This window comes from Rhodococcus sp. 14-2496-1d, assembly GCF_002259365.1.
Taxonomy (GTDB): Bacteria; Actinomycetota; Actinomycetes; order Mycobacteriales; family Mycobacteriaceae; genus Rhodococcoides.
Map to the genome: position 1 here is coordinate 102,267 of NZ_NPFV01000007.1, position 19,241 is coordinate 121,507.

The 19,241-nt window shown below is 64.1% G+C and carries 19 protein-coding genes; 12 read left to right on the forward strand and 7 right to left on the reverse strand.

The window, feature by feature from the left end; genetic code table 11:
• Positions 1-129 precede the first annotated feature (129 nt).
• Positions 130-597: an SRPBCC domain-containing protein gene (locus tag CH296_RS04660; protein WP_032395985.1), complete on the forward strand. Its 468-nt coding sequence runs from the start codon at positions 130-132 to the stop codon at positions 595-597.
• Positions 598-625: 28 nt separating this feature from the next.
• The gene (locus CH296_RS04665; RefSeq protein ID WP_094656516.1) at positions 626-1,066 is read left to right on the forward strand and encodes an SRPBCC family protein; all 441 of its coding nucleotides are present in this window, start codon (positions 626-628) and stop codon (positions 1,064-1,066) included.
• 6 nt (positions 1,067-1,072) lie between these two features.
• On the opposite strand, the gene CH296_RS04670 is transcribed toward CH296_RS04665, so the two are convergent.
• On the reverse strand, positions 1,073-1,894 hold the full coding sequence (locus CH296_RS04670; protein ID WP_094684132.1) for a class I SAM-dependent methyltransferase: 822 nt from the start codon (positions 1,892-1,894) through the stop codon (positions 1,073-1,075).
• Positions 1,895-2,118: 224 nt separating this feature from the next.
• On the opposite strand from CH296_RS04670, the gene CH296_RS04675 reads away from it, so the two are divergent.
• Entirely contained in the window at positions 2,119-3,471 is a 1,353-nt protein-coding gene (locus tag CH296_RS04675) for an MFS transporter (protein WP_032395988.1), read from the forward strand.
• Positions 3,472-3,546: 75 nt separating this feature from the next.
• Here CH296_RS04675 and CH296_RS04680 read toward each other — a convergent pair whose 3' ends face one another.
• The 4 genes from CH296_RS04680 to CH296_RS04695 all read right to left on the reverse strand — a co-directional run bounded on the left by CH296_RS04680 (position 3,547) and on the right by CH296_RS04695 (position 8,657).
• Positions 3,547-4,989 (reverse strand): acyl-CoA desaturase, encoded by a 1,443-nt coding sequence (locus CH296_RS04680; RefSeq protein WP_094684133.1) that lies wholly within the window; start codon positions 4,987-4,989, stop codon positions 3,547-3,549.
• A gap of 24 nt (positions 4,990-5,013) precedes the next feature.
• Positions 5,014-6,111 (reverse strand): ferredoxin reductase, encoded by a 1,098-nt coding sequence (locus CH296_RS04685; RefSeq protein ID WP_179272981.1) that lies wholly within the window; start codon positions 6,109-6,111, stop codon positions 5,014-5,016.
• Between the two features lie 99 nt (positions 6,112-6,210).
• Positions 6,211-7,707 (reverse strand): FAD-dependent oxidoreductase, encoded by a 1,497-nt coding sequence (locus CH296_RS04690; RefSeq protein ID WP_094684134.1) that lies wholly within the window; start codon positions 7,705-7,707, stop codon positions 6,211-6,213.
• A 44-nt stretch (positions 7,708-7,751) separates the two neighbouring features.
• Positions 7,752-8,657, reverse strand: a complete 906-nt coding sequence (locus CH296_RS04695) for a diiron oxygenase (protein ID WP_045200329.1) — start codon at positions 8,655-8,657, stop codon at positions 7,752-7,754.
• A gap of 153 nt (positions 8,658-8,810) precedes the next feature.
• Here CH296_RS04695 and CH296_RS04700 point away from each other — a divergent pair, with 153 nt between their 5' ends.
• The 8 genes from CH296_RS04700 to CH296_RS04735 all read left to right on the forward strand — a co-directional run bounded on the left by CH296_RS04700 (position 8,811) and on the right by CH296_RS04735 (position 17,015).
• Positions 8,811-10,316, forward strand: coding sequence for an adenylate/guanylate cyclase domain-containing protein (locus tag CH296_RS04700; RefSeq protein ID WP_052683790.1), 1,506 nt, complete (start codon positions 8,811-8,813; stop codon positions 10,314-10,316).
• A 133-nt stretch (positions 10,317-10,449) separates the two neighbouring features.
• Positions 10,450-11,115: an HAD-IA family hydrolase gene (locus CH296_RS04705; protein WP_094684135.1), complete on the forward strand. Its 666-nt coding sequence runs from the start codon at positions 10,450-10,452 to the stop codon at positions 11,113-11,115.
• A gap of 61 nt (positions 11,116-11,176) precedes the next feature.
• Positions 11,177-12,388 carry a sedoheptulose 7-phosphate cyclase gene (locus tag CH296_RS04710; protein WP_094684136.1) on the forward strand — a complete coding sequence of 404 codons (1,212 nt, stop codon included), beginning with the start codon at positions 11,177-11,179 and terminating at the stop codon, positions 12,386-12,388.
• A gap of 17 nt (positions 12,389-12,405) precedes the next feature.
• Complete coding sequence (locus tag CH296_RS04715; RefSeq protein WP_045200333.1) at positions 12,406-13,185, forward strand: O-methyltransferase; 780 nt, start codon at positions 12,406-12,408, stop codon at positions 13,183-13,185.
• Positions 13,182-14,468 (forward strand): ATP-grasp enzyme, encoded by a 1,287-nt coding sequence (locus CH296_RS04720; RefSeq protein ID WP_094684137.1) that lies wholly within the window; start codon positions 13,182-13,184, stop codon positions 14,466-14,468. The genes CH296_RS04715 and CH296_RS04720 overlap by 4 nt, the downstream gene beginning before the upstream one ends.
• The gene (locus CH296_RS04725) at positions 14,468-15,490 is read left to right on the forward strand and encodes a D-alanine--D-alanine ligase (protein WP_094656511.1); all 1,023 of its coding nucleotides are present in this window, start codon (positions 14,468-14,470) and stop codon (positions 15,488-15,490) included. Before CH296_RS04720 ends, CH296_RS04725 begins: the two co-directional genes overlap by 1 nt.
• Positions 15,487-16,239: a TauD/TfdA family dioxygenase gene (locus tag CH296_RS04730; protein WP_094684138.1), complete on the forward strand. Its 753-nt coding sequence runs from the start codon at positions 15,487-15,489 to the stop codon at positions 16,237-16,239. Before CH296_RS04725 ends, CH296_RS04730 begins: the two co-directional genes overlap by 4 nt.
• Before the next feature lie 50 nt (positions 16,240-16,289).
• Entirely contained in the window at positions 16,290-17,015 is a 726-nt protein-coding gene (locus CH296_RS04735) for a YoaK family protein (RefSeq protein WP_045196782.1), read from the forward strand.
• A 15-nt stretch (positions 17,016-17,030) separates the two neighbouring features.
• Here the strand turns inward: CH296_RS04735 and CH296_RS04740 are convergent, their stop codons facing one another.
• Positions 17,031-17,645, reverse strand: coding sequence for a TetR/AcrR family transcriptional regulator (locus CH296_RS04740; RefSeq protein ID WP_052049656.1), 615 nt, complete (start codon positions 17,643-17,645; stop codon positions 17,031-17,033).
• Positions 17,646-17,705: 60 nt separating this feature from the next.
• On the opposite strand from CH296_RS04740, the gene CH296_RS04745 reads away from it, so the two are divergent.
• The gene (locus CH296_RS04745) at positions 17,706-18,659 is read left to right on the forward strand and encodes a DAPG hydrolase family protein (RefSeq protein WP_256980335.1); all 954 of its coding nucleotides are present in this window, start codon (positions 17,706-17,708) and stop codon (positions 18,657-18,659) included.
• Here the strand turns inward: CH296_RS04745 and CH296_RS04750 are convergent.
• Positions 18,656-19,231: a hypothetical protein gene (locus CH296_RS04750; RefSeq protein WP_094684139.1), complete on the reverse strand. Its 576-nt coding sequence runs from the start codon at positions 19,229-19,231 to the stop codon at positions 18,656-18,658. The genes CH296_RS04745 and CH296_RS04750 overlap by 4 nt on opposite strands.
• Between the last annotated feature and the right edge of the window lie 10 nt (positions 19,232-19,241).

The window sequence follows — 19,241 nt, forward strand, 5'->3', positions numbered from 1 at the left end:
TACGAACGATTGGTGGCGGTCGTGTTTCGTCGCTGTGTCCACTGCGAGGCAAAAACGGCGATCGGAGTTTCTTTCCCCGCAGACGGGGGTAAGTCCGTAGCCAGCACAAATAACTGAAAGGCGTGTTCCATGACCGACGAGTTGACCGTTAGGCGCGTGATCGACGCTCCCCCCGCCTCCGTGTTCACCGCGCTCGTCAACCCCGAGGTCCAGGCAGCGGTCGACGGCTCGGAAATGCTGCGTGGGGCGATCGACCCGATGCCGTTGGGGGCCGTGGGCGACACCTTCGCGATGGACATGTATCAGCCGGAGCTCGGCGAGTACGTCATGGAGAACACCGTGTTCGTGTTCGAGCAGGACCGGCGCATCGGATGGATTCCTCGTCGTCGAGGCATGGAGCCTCGCGGTACGCGGTGGTCCTGGGAGCTCGACGCGGTCTCCGAGGATCGCACTGCCCTGACTCAGGTCTACGACTGGTCACGCGTCACCGACCAGGAGTTCAGGAAGATGGCCGGCTTCCCCCGGGTGACCGAGGATCAGATCGTCGACACCATGCGCCGTCTCGCCGACCATCTCGGCGTCCGCCTCGAAGACTGATCCACACGAAGAAGAAAGAGAGAGCGTCATGGTCGACGTCACCAGAACATTCACCGCCGCAGTGGAGATCGAGAAGGCAGCGGCATTTCTCCGGGACTTCTCCAATGCGGCAGCGTGGGATCCCGGGACCCAGAGTTGTACACAGATTTCCGACGGTCCGGTTGCCGTCGGCACGCAGTGGCACAACGTTTCGAAGTTGTTCGGTATCACCACCGAACTGACCTACACATTGGTCACCGACGAGCCCGATCACGTCGTGTTCGAAGGTGAGAACAAGACGGCCACAAGCGTCGACGACATCACGTTGACTGCCGAAGGACCGCGCTCGACCCGAGTCGACTACCACGCGAAAATCGAATTCAACGGTGCCGCCAAGGTGGCCGGCCCGTTTCTGAAGGCAGGGTTCGAGGCCAAGGTCGCGCCGGATACGGTGGAGAAGATGACCGAGGCACTCGAGCGATTGGGCTGAGGGCCCCTACTTTCGCGCGACGACGGTGAAGTTGTCCGCCGAGCTCGTCGGAGCGTCGGGGGCCACGATCGAACCGTCGTCGGCGAAGATCTCGGAGATGGTGAATCCGGCGTCGGTCACCAGTCGTCGCACATCCGTCACCGTGGTGAAGTGCATGATCGGAGCGAAATCGTGCGCAGCGAGCGGAGCCACGGCCCACGTTCCGCGATCGACGACTCGACTGCGCGCAGACCACCAATTGGCAACGCTACGAACGACTCCGGCGGGATCGAGCAGTCGCCTGCCGACGGCGGTCACGATGCGCTCGAGTGAGAACGTGAATTTCTGGGTCGGCCTGCTCAGCTGAAACGGCTTCTCCCCGAACGACGGTCCATTGCGGTTGAGAGTGGAGAAGACCAGAGTTCCGGACTCGCCGACGACTCGGTGGAATTCTGCCAGCACCCGACGGCGTTCGTCGTGTGTCACGGTGTCGATTCCGTTGTTGCTGAACACAACCAAGCCGAACTCGCCGTCGGCCAAGTCCGCGAGATCACGTGCGTCGGCCACGTGCGCCGGTAGGTCGGGAAAGTTCCGTCGAAAGCTCGCGATCATGTTCGGTGCGTAGTCGATCGCGACGTAGTTGTCGCTGAGCAGTCGCAGCAGCGCCGTGGTTCGGCCGCTGCCGACGCCCACATCCAGTACCGGTTTCCCGCGAGCAACCCCGGCTGCTGCGACCAGCGCCGCCGCCTCCCCACGGTCGAGAAACCCATCGGTGGGACCCGCGTACTCCACGTATGCAGCGGCTACCCGCGCGCTGTCGAACACGTCTCGATTGTGGTCTATGGACATACGAACACCTCCGCTTCACCGACCGCAGAAACGGGCTCTCCGCCCCCGTGACGAAACGGTACCGGCGAACCCTGAGGTGCGCCTGAGTCGAACCCTCGGCGGACGTGCGCACTCTCCGCCACCCACACCCCCATCCGGGGGTATTCGTGGGGTGACCCGGGTCACTACCGTTCGTCGCACTCGGTATCGCACATTTACCCGATACCCGACAAAACGGAGGAACAATGACCACTGTCTCACCCGACGACCCGGGTGTGTCCGCGTCGACGCCACCTGCGGTGCAGACCAAGACCAGTGTCCGCCGGGTCGCTGTCGCCAGTGGCATCGGCACGACGATCGAGTTCTACGACTTCTTCATCTACGGCACCGCAGCAGCGCTGGTCTTCCCGACGATCTTCTTCCCGGCCCTCGGCTCCACCGCAGGCACGGTGGCCTCGTTCGCGACGTTCGCCGTCGCGTTCATCGCCAGGCCCGTCGGCGCAGTGCTGTTCGGACACTTCGGTGACCGCATCGGCCGCAAGAAGACCCTGATCTCGACACTGCTGCTGATGGGTGTGTCCACGTTCGCGATCGGTCTGCTCCCCGGCGCCGAGACCATCGGCGTGGCCGCGCCGATCATCCTGGTACTGCTCAGGTTCGGACAAGGGTTCGCGGTCGGCGGCGAATGGGCCGGCGCGACCCTGCTCACGGCCGAATACGCACCGCCCGGCAAACGCGGGTTCTACGCGATGTTCCCCCAGCTGGGACCGTCGGCCGCCTTCATCTTCTCCAGCGCCACATTCCTCGCGACCGGCCTCCTGCTCGGCGATACCAACGAGACGTTCCTCAATTACGGTTGGCGAATCCCGTTCCTGCTCAGCGCCGTTCTGGTACTCATCGGCCTGTACATGCGGTTGGCCATCGAGGAGACCCCGGTCTTTCGCGCCAACAAACTCGTCGAGGAGCAGGCACCGGCGAACGCGGCTCCGACGAAACTGCCGATCTTCGACGCCTGGCGCATCCAGAAGCGTGAAATCATCACTGCTGCAGGTGCATTGGCATCACTGTTCGCCTTCTTCTACATGGGAACCGCGTACCTGACGAGCTACGGCACCAAGACACTCGGATTCGAGCGCCCGTTCGTGTTGATCACCGGAATCGGAGCCGCGGTGATCTTCGGAATCGCGATCGCGGTCTCTGCCACCTACTCCGATCGGGTGGGACGTCGGCGAGTGATCATGGGAGCGTGCATCATCGCGATACCCTGGTCGATCGCACTGTTCCCCGTTCTCGACACCGGGTCACCGGCAGCGTTCGTGATCGGCATGTGCGTCACGCTGGCCATCTTCGGAGTGGCCTACGGACCGACCGGAGCCCTGCTCCCCGAGCTGTTCCAGACTCGATTCCGTTACACCGGAGCAGGTTTGGGCTACAACCTCGCCGGAGTTCTCGGCGGAGCGATTCCGCCGATGCTCGCCGCACCGCTCACGGCCGCATTCGGCAGCATCTCCATCGGCGTCATGCTGGCCCTGTTGTCGGTACTGAGTCTGGTGTGCACCAAGAGGCTGATCGAGACCAAGGACGTCGACATGACCTGACCCACCACAACGCAGAACCGCGGCCACCCGGAAGTCGGGTGGCCGCGGTTCTTGTCTGCTCTCTACGGACGAAACTCAGTCGTCGCCACGGGGCGGTGGCGCAACGTCGACGCCACCGGAGTTGTGCTCGGGCCCGGCTGCCGGGTGCCCGGCGGGCACGCGCCCACGCGTCTTCGCGGCCTCGCTGTCCTTGGTGGCACCCTCGGCGAACTTACGACGCCAGCTCTCCTCAGGCCGATAGGGGCCCGGCTTCGGCCGAGTCTTGCCGCCCGGGAACGCCAGCCGTGCGATGGTCCGCTGGACCATGCCCCACTGCTTGAAGAACGGTCCGGTGTTGTACGGAAGTTCGTAGCGCTCGCAGATGTCCTTGATCTTCGGCGCGACGTCCGCGTAGCGAGTGCTGGGCATGTCCGGGTAGAGGTGGTGTTCCACCTGGTAGCTCAGGTTGCCGCTCATCAGGTGGAACAGTGGTCCGCCGTCGATGTTGGCGGCACCGACCAGCTGACGGACGTACCATCCGCCGCGAGTCTCGTTCTCGACCTCTTCCTGGCTGAAGGTGTAGGCCTGGTCGGGAAAGTGGCCGCAGAAGATGATCGCGTTCGACCAGACGTTGCGAATGATGTTGGCGGTGAAGTTGGCGGCCAACGTGGACAGGAACGTGCTCTCCACTCCACTGAACCGGCTGTCCAGGAAGGACGCCGTCCTGCGGTTCTTTCCGAACCGAGCCGACCCACGCAGCTTGGACGCCAGACGCGACCTCTTGCTCTCGGGCAACCGGCCACCCGAAGCCAGCTGCGCCAGCGCGAACGCACCGGCGCTGATGATCGGCCAGCCCACGTAGTCCTTGACGAACTGCTTACGAGCCTTGACGCCGATGCCCTTGAGATCCTCGACGAGATCCTTGATCGGCTTCTCGCCACGACGGATGGCCTCGATGTCGAGATCGTGCAGGGCCACGCCCCACTCGAAGAACGCCATCAGCAGAACGTTGTAGAACGGCTGGGCCAGGTACGCGGGGTGCCACTTCTGACGTGGGTCGATACGCATGATCTCGTACCCGAGATCCTTGTCCTTGCCGCGAATGTTCGTGTACGTGTGGTGCACGTAGTTGTGGGAGTGCTTCCACGAACTGGCGGTGGAGGCGGTGTCCCAGTCCCACACGGACGAATGGATTTCCGGATCGTTCATCCAGTCCCACTGGCCGTGCATGACGTTGTGGCCGATCTCCATGTTCTCGAGGATCTTCGCGATCCCGAGGCATGTCGTTCCGGCGAGCCAGGCCGGCTTGCTGGTGGAGCCGAGAAGCAGCACACGCCCCGCGACCAGCAACTGACGCTGGGCGGCGATCACCGACGTGATGTACTTGCGGTCCTTGTCGCCGAGGCTGGCGTACACCTCGTCGTGGATGGCGTCGAACTCCTTGGCCAGTTCGGCAATGGTCTCGTCGCTCAGGTGTGCCAGCGGGTTCACCGGCTCGTCACTGGTCGTGGTGCGCCTGGTGGTTTCGTCGATCGTCATGAATTCCCCTGTTCGATGTGTTGATCAGAGTTCGATTTCGATGTCGCCCTCAGCAGTGTTGACACAGATCCGAACCGCTTGCCCCGTAGGTTCGGAGATATCCCCGTTACGTAGGTCACGTAAACGCCCCTTCTTCAGGGTACCTACGCAGGTGTGGCAGATGCCGATGCGGCAGCCGAACGTCAGATCCAGTCCGGCTTCTTCGCCTGCTGCGAGAATCGTTGTGCCGCCGTCACATTCGACGTCCTTCTTGCTGTTGAGGAACTTGACCGTGCCGCCCTCACCTGCATCGTCTCCGCCGCCGATGACGGGCTGGAAGCTCTCGTGATGGAATCTGTCGTAATCGCCCTGGTCTTTCCAGTACGAGCGCAGATCGTCCAGATGTTCACCCGGGCCGGAGCAGAATGCTTCACGCTCACGCCAATCCGGAACCAGCTCGTCCAGTTCGGAGGCCTTCATCCGCCCCTCGTCGCTGGTGATCCGCAACTTCACCGTCAACCCGGCGTGCTTGGCTTCGAGCTCGTCGAGCGTGTCCGCGAACATCAACTGCTCGCGGTTGTGCACCGAGTGCACCACGACTGCATCGGTCACCTGATCGTGGTGGTCGAGGGCGCGCAACATGCTGATGATGGGCGTGATCCCGCTGCCCGCGCTGATGAAGACCATTTTTTCCGGAATCGGGCTCGGCAGAGTGAACTCACCCTCGACTTCGCTGAGCCGGACGATATCGCCCGTTCTGATGGTGCCCACCAGGTACGGCGAGACAGTGCCCGAGGGCACCAGCTTGGGGCTGACACTGACCAGGCCGTCCACCGGATCCGGATCGGAGGTGATCGAATACGCCCGCCAGTGGTACCGACCGTCGATGAGCACTCCGAGTCGGACGTACTGCCCGGGCGTGTGGCCCTGCCACTCGAAACCTGGACGGATGTACACCGAGACGGCCTCCGACCCCTCCGGAACCACCCGCTCGACCTTCCCTCGAAGTTCGCGAGTGGTCCACAGCGGATTGATCATCGACAGGTAGTCGTCGGGCCGGAGCGGATTGAACAACGATCGGACTGCGCGCAGCATCGTCCGTCTCACAAAAGAAACCTGGGGCTTGGCCCCCCGTTCAGCCATACTCAACGGTAACCCTGTGCGCCGCGCTGCACATCCGAATCGCTCAGACTCGAATGAGACTGCTACACAAGATGAACAGAACCGAGCGATACCGGCCGGTCAGCGCACTCGCGAGACGCGGTCGCCCAGGGCCGCGCTCACTTTTCCGTACCAGCCGAGCGGACGCGCAGACCCGCGTGTCGGCACGTCGGCCAGCAGCGCTTCGGCGGTTTCCTCGGCGTCGATCTTGTTGTCGCCGATGCCACCGGTGGCACCTCTCTTGGCCCAACCGACAACGTAACAGCCTGGAACCGGAGTGCCGTCGGCGGCGGTGATACGACCACCCTCGTTGCGAATGGTGCCCGTGATGTCGTCGAACGGGATGCCCGGTGACGGGGTTCCGCGGTATCCGATGGCGAGCAGCACCAGCTCCGACGAGAGAGTGACCGCGTGTTCACCCACCCCCACCTCGATGGACTCCACCGAGCCGCTTCCGTGCAGAGCAGCCGGTGCCCGGCCGAACGCGAAGACGATGCGCCGGCCCTGCACAGACGATCCCAGCTCGACTCGCGTTGCCCCGGCAAGAGCCGATGCGGGAGCGGACAACGGCAGCCGATCGATCGCGTCGACGATTCCGTCCGGTCCTGCGACGACGACGTCGACGCCTGCCCGATCGACCAGAGCCTTGCACTCGGAACGAGTGAACGCCGCGAACTCGGGCCCACGACGGGCGAGCACGACGACCTCGTTCACTCGATGGCGACGCAGCTCGGCCAGCGCGTGCGGGGCGATCTCGGTTCCGTCGAGCCCGTCCGGGTCGGCGGTGAGGATACGAGCCGCGTCGAGCGCGACGTTGCCGTTTCCGATGACGGTGACGCGGTCGACGCCGGCGAGATCGATCGCGTCGGCGGGAACGTCGGGGTGGCCGGTGTACCAGCCCACCAGGGTGCGCGCGCTGACGGATCCGTCGAGGTCGATACCGGGAATCTCGAGGGACCGGTCCTTGTCGGCACCGACGGCGTAGACCACCGAATCGAACTTGCGGGCCAGTTCGACGTGGTCGACGTCCTTGCCGACCTCGACGCCCAGCTTCATCGTCACCCGAGGATGGGCGAAGATCCCACGGAAGTGCTCGCTGATGCGTCGGGTACCCAGGTGATCGGGAGCGACGCCGTAGCGGGCGAGACCGCCCGCGACGGGCAGCCGGTCGTAGAAGGTGACGCTGGTGCCGGGCACCCTCAGCAACGCCTGAGCGGTGTAGCAGGCCGCAGGCCCGGTTCCGACGATGGCGATGTCGATCGGCGGTAGGTCGTTGACCGTCGCCACCGGGAATCGGGGCGCGCCCCACTCGGCCACGGCGGGCTTGTCCTTGTAGTAGTCGGCGTTGATGTCGGCATAGATCTGCTGATCCGGCGTCAGTCTCGAGACGCGCGTGATCGCGTCGACCGGACACGCGTCGGCGCAGGCTCCGCAGTCGATGCACGAGCGCGGATCGATGTAGAGCAGTTCCGTCTTACCGAAGTCCGGCTCGTCGGGTGTCGGGTGAATGCAATTGACCGGACACACCGACAGGCAGGATGCGTCGTTGCAACAGTTCTGCGTGATCGCGAACGGCATGGGTTATCGGATGTCCTTCACGGCCTCGAGCGGGAGCGGTGCGATCAGAGCATGTGCAAGCGACGGTAGATCATCTCGGCCGGCTTGGTGATCAAACCGCAGTCGAGAAGAAATGCCATCAGGTGCTCGCTCGAAGTACGCATCATCGTGTGGTGGTGCGCGTTGTTCTTCGCTTCCTTCACCGCGCGGTCGACGTCGAGGCCCGCTGCTGCGTAGACCTCCTTGTTGACCATGTTGGACACGATCAGCCGAGCAGCGATCGCGACGACGAGCGCACTGGTCTTGCGGCGAGCCGGGCTCTTCTGGGCGATCTCCTCACGCATCTGAGCGCGCGCGAAGGTCATGTGCCGTGATTCCTCGACGACGTGGATCTTGCTGGTGGTGCGCACGAGTGGCAGCACGTTCTCGCCGCGCATCCAGTCGCGCTGCATGACGTCGAGCACCTCTTCGGCGACGAGGATGCCGCCGTAGGCGACCTCGGCGGACGCGAGAGCCTTGAAGCCGCGGCCGAGTTCGATGCTCGATCGACGCGGCAGGTATGCCTTGATGCCCATCTTCTGGCAGGCGCGGGCGAACATGATCGAGTGACGGCACTCGTCGGCGATCTCGGTGAGCGCGAACTGGAAGTCGGAGTTCGACGAGTCCTTGCAGTACTGATCGCGCAGAACCATCTGCTGCAGGATCATCTCGAACCAGATGCCGGTGCTCATGATGGAGCAGACCTCGTGGCGAGTGAGCGTGATGCGCTGCTCCTCGCTCATCTCGTCCCACAGCTTCGTCCCGTACAGGGTGCTCCACTCCGGATTGAGTCCGTAGAGGGAGGGATCGAGGTCGGCTTCCCAGTCGACTTCCTCGGACGGGTCGTAGGACAGCTGGGCGGCGGAATCGAGCAGACGAGCGGAAACGTCCTCCGGCTCGAGAACGTCGTTCCGGGACAGTGTGCTGGTCATCGCCGTGGTTCCTTCCATCGTCGAAAAGCTGTAGGTAACTGTTACGGAGATTACCAGGTACTCAGCGACACAGGTAGTCGTTCGGGCAGAAGTTCCTGGATTCTTTTCGCCGGACCCCTAGAGTTCGAGCGTGCCGAACACGGAGAACCACCGGTGATCGCCGCCCTGCGATCTGCCCTCGAACGCAGACCCATGCGTCTGTACGCGGTGGGAATGGTGTCGGCCAACGCCATCGGGGCCGTCATCGTGTTCGTATTGGCGCGCTTCGTCCTGCCGCTGCCGGTCGGTTCCGAAGAGATCCTGTCGGACCGAAATTACCTGGCGTTCTTCGTGTACCTACCGGTCGCGATAGCCATCGGTATCGGGCTCGGGCTCCGCGTCGCAGCACCCCTGATTCGGTGGCTGCACACCGGAGGAACGCCGACGGACGAGACCGCGATCGCCGTCGTCCGACTCCCGTTGCGTCAACTCGGCGTCCACGTTCTGCTGTGGGCGCTCGGCGTCGCGGTGTTCGTCTCGGTCAATGCGTCGGCCGGTGCCGCGCTGTCGATCATCGTGGCGATCGCCGTCAGCTTCGGCGGCTTGGCAACGTGCTCGCTGGGTTACCTGGTGGCCGAACGAACTCTTCGCCCGATCACAGCCGCGGTGATGGACGTCGGTGCGGTCACCGATTCCGCAGCTCTCGGTGTTCGGCTTCGTGTCGTTCTCATCTGGGTCCTGAGCACAGCGATTCCCGTTCTCGGGTTGGGCCTCATCGGACTCGGCAGGTTGATCGACACCGTCATCCCTCCCGACGTCGATCTTTCCCCCGCGATGGTGTCGCTCTCCGCGGTTGCCCTGGTCGTCGGATTCGGCGGCATGTTTCTGGTCGGACGCTCCGTCTCGGACCCGCTACAGCAGGTCAGCAGCGCCATGCAACGCGTCGAAGCCGGGGCGACCGATACCCGTGTCGACGTCTACGACGCCTCCGAGATCGGCCGTTTGCAGAACGGGTTCAACAAGATGGTGGTCGGACTGGACGAGCGCGAACGTCTCCGATCACTGTTCGGTCGCCACGTGGGCCAGGACGTCGCCCAACGAGCGCTCGCGAGCGCACCCCGCCTCGGCGGCGAGAATCGGACTGTGGCGGTGCTGTTCGTCGATCTCGTGGGTTCGACGGCTCGCGCCGAACGAGAATCGGCCGAGGCCGTGGTGGACTGGCTCAATCGATTTTTCGCGGTCGTCGTGGAGCACGGCGAGCGAGGCGGCGGATTCGTCAACAAGTTCGAGGGTGATGCCGCATTGCTGATCTTCGGTGCTCCGGTCGATCACCCGGATCCCGCGACCGCCGCACTACGCACCGCGCGCACCCTGGCGGCCGAACTGTCCATCGACGGCGACTACGAGTTGGGCATCGGAGTCACGTACGGATCGGTCATCGCAGGCAACATCGGCGCCGAGTCGCGTTTCGAGTACACCGTCATCGGCGACACGGTGAACCAGGCGGCCCGGCTCACCGATCTCGCCAAGGATGACCCCGACACCGATGTGCTCACGTCGTCGACGGTGCTCGATCACGCATCCGACGACGAACGCACGCATTGGACGACGGGCGAGACGGTGACACTGCGCGGCCGCTCGACACCGACCATTCTGGCTGCACCCGTGCGGCCCCGCTGACGATCGCTCGGCCGAAAAAAATTCGAAGGTTTCCCGTTCGACTCCGATGGGGCATACCCCCCGAACCAACTCACCCCATCGCGCTTACGCGAGACGTTGACTGGTACAACGTCTCTCGCTCCGAAAGGCAACCATGCCCGCAATTCTGTTCGGCTCGATCAGCACACTCGTCGACACGTCCGAACTGCAGCGTCGCTCGTTCAACGAGGCGTTCACAGCGCACGATCTGAACTGGAACTGGTCCCGGGACGACTACCGGGCCATGCTCGGCTCGAACGGTGGTGCCGACCGCATCAGCGAATACGCGTCCGAGACCGGAACCGAGGTGGACGCCGAGGCAGTACACGCCACCAAATCGGAGATCTTCCAACGACTGATCGGCGAGTCCGACGTCAAGACACGTCCGGGAGTCGCCGACACGATCGACTCCGCCAAAGCGAACGGCCTCAAAGTCGGCTTCGTGACGACGACCTCGCGAGAGAACATCGACGCGCTCCTCGCGGCTCTGTCTCCCGAACTCACCGCCGACTCGTTCGACGTCATCGTCGACGCCACCTCGGTCGAGCCGGGAAAGCCCGACCCCGCCTCGTACCAGTACGCGCTGAAGACGCTGGGCGAGAACGCGTCCGACAGTGTGGCCATCGAAGACAACGCCGGCGGTGTCCAGGCGGCAGCGGCTGCGGGCATCACCTGTGTGGCATTCCCCAACGAGAACACTGCGGGCACCGAATTCGACTCGGCCACCGAGACCGTCGATGCACTCGATCCCGAGCGCGTCCGAGCTCTGCTCTCCGCCTGAGCCCGACCTGCGGAGCGCGCGTTTTGTCTGACCTTTTCATCCAATCCTCCAGGAGTAACCAGTGAGCAATCTTCAGGCCCAGGTCGTTGCCGGGGACAGGTCGTTTCGCGTCGAGGGATACGAGCGCATCGAGTACGACCTGATCTACGTCGACGGGGTGTTCGCGATCGAGAACACCGAATTGGCCGACAGCTACCGGCCGTACGGTCGCGCGCTGATGGTCGTCGACGAAGCGGTGCACGACATCTACGGCGACCGGATCAGCGCATACTTCGATCACCACGAGATCGCACTGACGGTGGTTCCGGTGCACATCGCGGAGACCGCCAAGTCGCTGGAGACCTTCGAGCGCATCGTGGGTGAGTTCGATGCATTCGGTCTGGTCCGCACCGAGCCGGTACTGGTTGTGGGCGGCGGACTGACAACGGACGTAGCAGGATTCGCGTGCGCCAGCTACCGCCGCAACACCCCGTACATCCGCATTCCCACCACCCTGATCGGCTTGATCGATGCAAGCGTGTCCATCAAGGTGGCCGTCAACTACGGAAAGCACAAGAACCGCCTCGGTGCCTACCACGCGTCACAGAAGGTGCTGCTGGACTTCTCGTTCCTCGGCACGCTGCCCGAGGACCAGGTGCGCAACGGCATGGCCGAGCTGATCAAGATCTCCGTGGTCGGCAATCTGGAAATCTTCGAGATGCTCGAACAGTATGGGCCCGAACTGCTGCGAACCCGATTCGGCCATCTCGACGGAACAGCGGAATTACGTTCGGTCGCAGACAAACTGACCTACTCGGCGATCGCGACGATGCTCGAACTCGAGGCCCCCAATCTGCACGAGATCGATCTCGATCGCGTCATCGCCTTCGGTCACACCTGGAGTCCGACGCTCGAGCTGACCCCGCCTGCACCGTTCTTCCACGGTCACGCGATCAACATCGACATGGCGCTCTCGACGACCGTCGCCGAGCAACGCGGACATCTGTCCACGGCCGACCGCGATCGCGTGCTCGGTGTGATGTCCAGCATCGGCCTGGCCCTGGACAGCCCCTACCTGACACCCGAATTGCTCTCCGAGGCAACGGCATCGATCCTCAAGACACGCGACGGGATCCTGCGTGCCGCGGTGCCCGATCCGATCGGCACGTGCCGCTTCCTCAACGACCTCGACGCAGCGGAGCTGGCCGATGTCCTGACGCTGCACAAGAAGATCTGCCTGGACTTCCCCCGGGCAGGCGAGGGCCTCGACACGTTCACCGCGCCGACGCCGTGACGAAGGCCCCGCGACCGGTGACCCCGACGACCATTCTGGCGCGTGAGCTGAGCGAGATAGCAGATCTGCTCGACGCCGGTGCCGGGGTGACCGACGAGCTGACCACCCGTGTTCATCGAGCCCGCGATCTCGCAGCGGGACTCGACCCGTATCTCGACACCTGTACCACCTCCCAATCCGCAGCGCTGGCGACACTGGCGTCGCGGACCCGCACCGAGGACTGGAGATCACGCGACGTGGTCTCCGGCTCGGGGCCCCTGGAGATGGAGATGCTCTCCGGCCACGTGGAGGGACGCTTCCTCGCGTTTCTCGTGCACATGACCGGGGCGAAGCGGGTACTCGAGATCGGTATGTTCACCGGCTATTCGGCACTGGCGATGGCCGAGGCTCTGCCTGCAGGCGGTGAGGTGGTGGCGTGCGAGGTGGATCCGTACGTGGCCGAGTTCGCGCAGTCCTGCTTCGCGGAATCACCTGCCGGCTCGTCCATCACGGTGGAGGTCGGTCCGGCACTGGAGACCCTTCGACGGCTCGACGGTCGGTTCGACCTGGTGTTCATCGACGCCGACAAAACCGGGTACCGCGCCTACGTGGAGTACCTGCTCGGTAGCGAACTGCTCGCCGAGAACGCCGTGATCGCGGTCGACAACACCCTGCTGCAGGGCCAGCCGTACAGCGAGCAGCCCACCGAGAACGGCAGGGCCGTCGCCGAATTCAACGACTACGTAGCGAAAGACCCTCGCGTGGAGCAGGTTCTGCTTCCTCTGCGCGACGGCGTCACGCTCATCCGTCGAACATGATTCGTACGGTTGCCGCGCTGCTCGGTCTCGCGGCCACCCTGCCCGTCGACCTCGCGGCGACGGCGGTGGCCGCGATCGGTGGCACTGCGCCGCCCACCCGCCGATCCGAGTCACCCAGAACGGTGTTGATCAGCGGCGGCAAGATGACCAAGGCACTGCAGCTCGCTCGCTCCTTTCACCTCGCCGGGCATCGGGTGATCCTGGTGGAATCGGCCAAGTACCGCTTCACCGGCCACCGGTTCTCCCGGGCCGTCGACCGATTTCACTGTGTACCCGATCCGGGTGCCCCGGGATACGCGCAGGCTCTGCTGGACATCGTGCGACGCGAGAACGTCGATGTCTTCGTCCCCGTGGCCAGCCCTGCGGCGAGCATTCACGACGCAGACGCCAGGGCCGTGCTCGACCCGCACTGCGAAGTGATCCACGGCGACGCGGACACCGTGCGAATGGTCGACGACAAGTCCCGATTCTCCGAGCACGCAACATCGTTGGGACTTCGCGTGCCCGACTTCCGGCGGATCACCGATCCCGCCCAGATCGACGACTTCGAGTTTCCGCCGGGTCGCGAATACATTCTGAAACGGATCTCGTACAACCCGGTCGGGCGAATGGACCTGACGCGGTTGTCGGCACGCACACCGGAGCGGAACTCGTCGTTCGCCAGGAGCCTGCACATCACGGACGACGATCCGTGGATTCTGCAGGAGTTCATCGCAGGTCAGGAGTACTGCACGCACGGCACGGTACGCCAGGGTCGGCTGCAGGTGTACGGCTGTTGCGTGTCCTCGGCGTTCCAGGTCAACTACGAGATGGTGGACAAGCCGGACATCCTGCGCTGGGTGGAAACATTCGTCTCCTCGCTGGACGTGACCGGCCAGCTGTCGTTCGACTTCATAGAATCCGCCGCCGACGGCCACATCTACGCGATCGAATGCAACCCCCGCACCCACTCGGCCATCACGATGTTCTACGACCATCCCGACCTGGTGGCCGCGTATCTCGACGACGGCCACCCGGTGATCGTGCCGCGTCCGACGGCTCGGCCGACCTACTGGATCTACCACGAGATATGGCGCTTGTTCTCCGAGGGCAACCGAAAAGCTCGCCTTCGCAGCATCTTCCGCGGCAAGGACGCCATCCTGACCGGATGGGATCCTCTGCCGTACTTTCTCGTGCACCACCTCCAGATCCCGTCCCTGTTGCTGCGCAATCTGCTGGCGCGACGTGGCTGGTCGCGCATCGACTTCAACATCGGCAAGCTCGTGGAGAAAGGAGGCGACTGATGACCCTGTCGGTACTGGTGTTGGTCGGATCGTCGGTGGACGAGTTCCATTGCGATCTGTCACGGGTGTACGCGGGCGGATTCCTCGACGCGCTCGGCGGGAATCCCGACTACCGGTTCGAGGTGGCGTTCGTCTCCCCCGGTGGGCTCTGGAGCTTCCCCGGCGCGATCGATGCCGCCAGTGTGGCTGCGGCGCAGCAGATGTCGTTGGCACAGGCAGTGGAAATCATGTCGTCGTGGCATTTCGACGTCATGGTGCCGCAGATGTTCTGTCTGCCCGGGATGACGACGTACCGCAGTCTGTTCGATCTGTTGGGCGTGCCGTACGTGGGCAACGGTCCGGACGTGATGGCGATGACGGCGGACAAGGCCCGTGCCCGAGCCGTCGTCGCTGCGGCCGGGGTCGCCGTACCCACCGGGGTGGTGGTCCGCTGCGGCGACGACATCGACGTCGATCTGCCCGTGGTCGTCAAGCCGGTGGACTCGGACAACTCGATGGGCGTCGCGCTCGTTCGCGAATCCGACCGTCTGGCAACCGCAGTGAGCGAGGCTCTGGCGTACTCGTCTGCGGCACTGGTGGAGTCGTACGTTCCACTCGGCCGGGAGGTACGGTGCGGCATCATCGCCCGAGGCGACGAGCTGATCTGTCTTCCGCTCGAGGAGTACGCCGTCGAGTCGATCCGCACCAGCGCCGACAAGTTGAATCGCACCTCGGACGGAGATCTGTACCTGGTCGCGAAGGAGCAGACCAAGGCGTGGATGGTCGACGTCTCCGATCCGATCACCGAGAAGGTCTGGGCCGCAGCACGATCGTGCTATCGCTCTCTCGGCTGCCGACACTACGGTCTCTTCGACTTCCGAATCGACCCCGACGGGGAGCCGTGGTTCCTCGAGGCCGGCCTGTACTGCTCGTACTCGCCGTCGAGCGTGCTCGCGGTGATGGCCTCGGCGGCGGGCATCGCCGTCGACGAACTGTTCGCACGATCGCTCGACGAACTGTCGGTGAAGGAGCTGTCCTCGTGACGTTGGGAATCGAGATCGTCGAGCTGGACCTGAGCTCTACCGACACCGAAGAACTGCGAGCCCTGTTGGCCGAACACGGCGTGCTGATTCTGCGCGAGCAGCCCTTGGACGACGCGGGTTTCCTGGCGTTTCTCCGACGGTTCGGCGACATGATGTTCACCGAGGGCGAGACGCCGGTGCCGGGCTTCCCCGATCTGAACGTCATCAGCAACGTCGGCCGAACCACACCGCCGAAGTCGACGTTCCACGTCGACACCACGTATGTGCCGAATCCGCCTGCCTACACCGCGTTACGCGCGGTCGAGGTACCGGAAGTTGGAGGCAGCACGCTGTTCAGCGATCAGTACAAGGCCTACGACACACTGCCCGCCGACCTGAAAGCGAACCTGGCCGGACGAACCGTGACGCATCGAGTGACCGGGGTGGCGTCGGACACCGATTCCAGTGCCGAACATCCCCTGTTCGCAGTGCATCCCGTGTCCGGGCGCACTGCACTGGCGTTGTCGGCACCGGCGCGGTGCGTCGCGATCAGTGGAATGTCCTCCGAGGAGGCGCACGAGACCGTGCAAGTGCTGTTCGAGCACTCGACTCGCGAAACCAACCTGTTGCGGCATGCGTGGGCACCCGGCGATGTGGTGATGTGGGACAACCGATGTGTGATGCATCGAGCCGATCACAGCGGAGTCGTGGGAAACAGGGTGATGCATCGCGGAATGGTGGCGAATGGTGAATCGGCGTCGGTTATGTGATTGACAACTCAAAGATTTGCCGGTTCGCCCGTAGCCAGGAGAATCGAGTCATGACTTCTCCGGTGGCAATCAGCCGCGACACAGCAGTCGGTCCCGAAGCTCGTCTGTCCTGGATATTGTCCGGACTGGCCGGGATGGTGGGCGCAGTGGCGTTCTTGCATTCCGCCGGCTACTTCGTGACCTTCATGACCGGCAACACCGAACGTGCTGTCGTCGGGCACTTCGGGCACCCCGAGGGCAAGGAGGTCACCCCGGGCGCCTCACCGATAGCGGCTCTCGCGCTCATGGGCTCTTTTCTGGCCGGGGTGGTGATCTCGTCGATCTGCCGCCGTCGGTACTGGTCGAACCATCCCCACGGAGCAACGGTGCTGACCACGATCGCGCTCGCCGGAGCGGGAGCCATCGACATCGCCATCTCGGGATGGTCGTCGGCGAACGTGAACTTCTACCCGATTCTGTTGGTGGCCTTCGCACTCGGCGCACTCAACACCGCGTTCACGAAGAAGGAAGAGACCTACATTCCGCTGAGCTACGTCACCGGAACGCTGGTGAAGCTGGGCCAGGGTATCGAACGGCACCTGTTCGGCGGGGGAACGCGCTACGACTGGCTGTGCTACACAGCCCTTCTCGGATCGTTCGCGTTGGGCGGAGCGATCGGAGCCTTCATCGGCGTCGTCATCACCGGACCCCAGGTGCTGCTTCTGACCGCACTGCTCAGCTTCGGCGCAACGATCTTCACCTTCACCCACACCGAGCGTCGCACGCTGCTGGGATGAAGCAACGTCCCCCGGTCAGCCCTCGACCAACGGCGAGGCCACGATGATCTTGCGCAACATCTGCTCGATGAAGGTGGGGGAAAGTCGCGATCCGATCAGCACTTGCCGCTGAACGAGACCTTCGATCATCACCACGAGAGTTTCGGCGTCGGAGGGTGGATCCTCGGAGTCCAGCGAGGCGACGATCCACTGGGTGTAGGTGACGAACGCTGCACGTTGACTGTCGAACAACTCGCGGATTTCGTCGTCGTGCTGCGCCTCGCCGAGCATGATGTGGCGCGCGATCACCCGTTTGACCGCGTCCGCCGATGTCATGGCGTCGATGAAGTCGATGATGTGGGATATCACGACGTCGACGGTGAGCGGTTTGACGTCCACCAGGGTGCCGAACGTCGCTCCGGCAACCTCGAAGTCGCGGACGAACAGTTGACCGAGAGCCAGGTGAAGCAGCCGACTCCGGGTGGGCGCGTGGTAGTTCACCGATCCGGGGCCGAGTCCCGCTGCGGCGTCCACCGCCCGGTGGGTCAAGCCGCGCAGCCCCTGCGTGGCGAGCACCTCGATGGCGGCAGTGGCGATCTCGTCGCGCCGACGCACTCTCGACTCGTCGTCCTTGGAGTGTGCCGACCTCATACCGCGCAGTGTAGTGCCAGGCCGTTGACATCCGTCGATTCCGAGACCTAGTCTCAACCGATGTTGAGCATCGGGGGGAACACGGGCCGGGGGCCCACCAGACGCCAGATCATGATCGGAGCGGCCGCCGCGGCCACCATCGCCGTCGTCGGCCCGGTCGCCAAGGCGGCAGCGGCCCCGGCGACCGGCTCGGGCGGCCAGTGCACCGAGCGCTACCAGGGCTACCGCGAGGACGATCGAAACCTGCCGTATGCCCGATACATGGCACCGAGGACGACGCCCGCACCGGCAGTCGTCGCGGACGCCTACGCGGGACCTGCCCTAGCGCCCGAGTCGATCCCCGGATTCGATGCGATCACAACCGATCTCGCGTCCACCGGCTACTCCACGATCGAGACCGGATACGGTCGCCGCGCCGACGGGGTGACGTTCGTAGCGGTCCGTACGGTGATGCCGCGCGTGACGGCAGCGATGTGGGACTGGTGGTTCGGCTGGCATTCCACCGAGTCCGCGCGATACAAGCTGTGGCATCCCGATGCCCACCTCTACGCGGACTTCGCCGAGGATCGAACGTCACTCGACATTCCCGACAAGGCCAAGTACATCGGCAACACGACGTTCGTGGACGAATACGTCGGTCCGAAGCTGCAGCAGCTGGGCATTGCCTTTCGCGATCCGATCGCGCACGGATTCGACGTTCCCGCAGATCAGACGATCGTCTTCGGCCGAGTGGGCAGTTCCATCGCACCGGTGGATCTGGGCTGGCTGGCCCACCAGGTGCGCCCTGTCGACGGTGGTGCCGAGATGCGTAGCCGCTTCTTCCTGAACCTACGAGGGCTCCACGTACCGGACGTCAAGCAGGCCGCGTGCGCCGTCGGCCGTGGGGCGTCGGTGGACCCGACGGACCTCGTTCTTGGCCTCGATCTCGCCCGAGACCTCCTGCTGCACTGCGGACAGGAGATGAACCATCTCGCGGGCTTCCTACCGGAGTTGTACGCCGAGTTCGGGAGCTAGTGCCCCAGGAACACCTTCGCCAGCACGATCGACGCAGCAACCGCAGCGGTGGCCAGGCCACCCAGAAAGGCACGGAAGGTCAACCGATTGCCGCGAATTCGCTGGGTGACCATCTGAATCGTGGCGATGCGCACCACGATCACTGCGCCGGCCAGCAGTTCCGACCATTGGCCCGGGAGCACCGCCAACCAACCGAGGGCCAGCATCAACGCAGGGACGGTGCCGGAACTCAGGATGGGAACGGCATCGCGAAATTCCTCGACGGCCTTGAACTTGCGTTGCTCGTCGGTGGCATCACCGTGCGCTTCGGGGATCTGACTGCCCGCGACGAAATCCGCGAACACATGCGCCAGAAACGTCGTCACCGCAGTGGCCAGAACCAGAACAGCCGCCGTTCCGTGCTCGATCGAGCTGGGCGTCGATGCTGCGACCGCCGCGAGGACCAGGATGTTTCCGTAGACGTAGGCGGAAAGCCTCCTGGCCGCCCGCGCGGGCTCGAGCGGGCCGTCCGCGCGGGTGACCAATCGGCTGTACAGCCGTGTTCCACCGATACCGGGTTCTGCGTCGCTCATGCCGGAGATC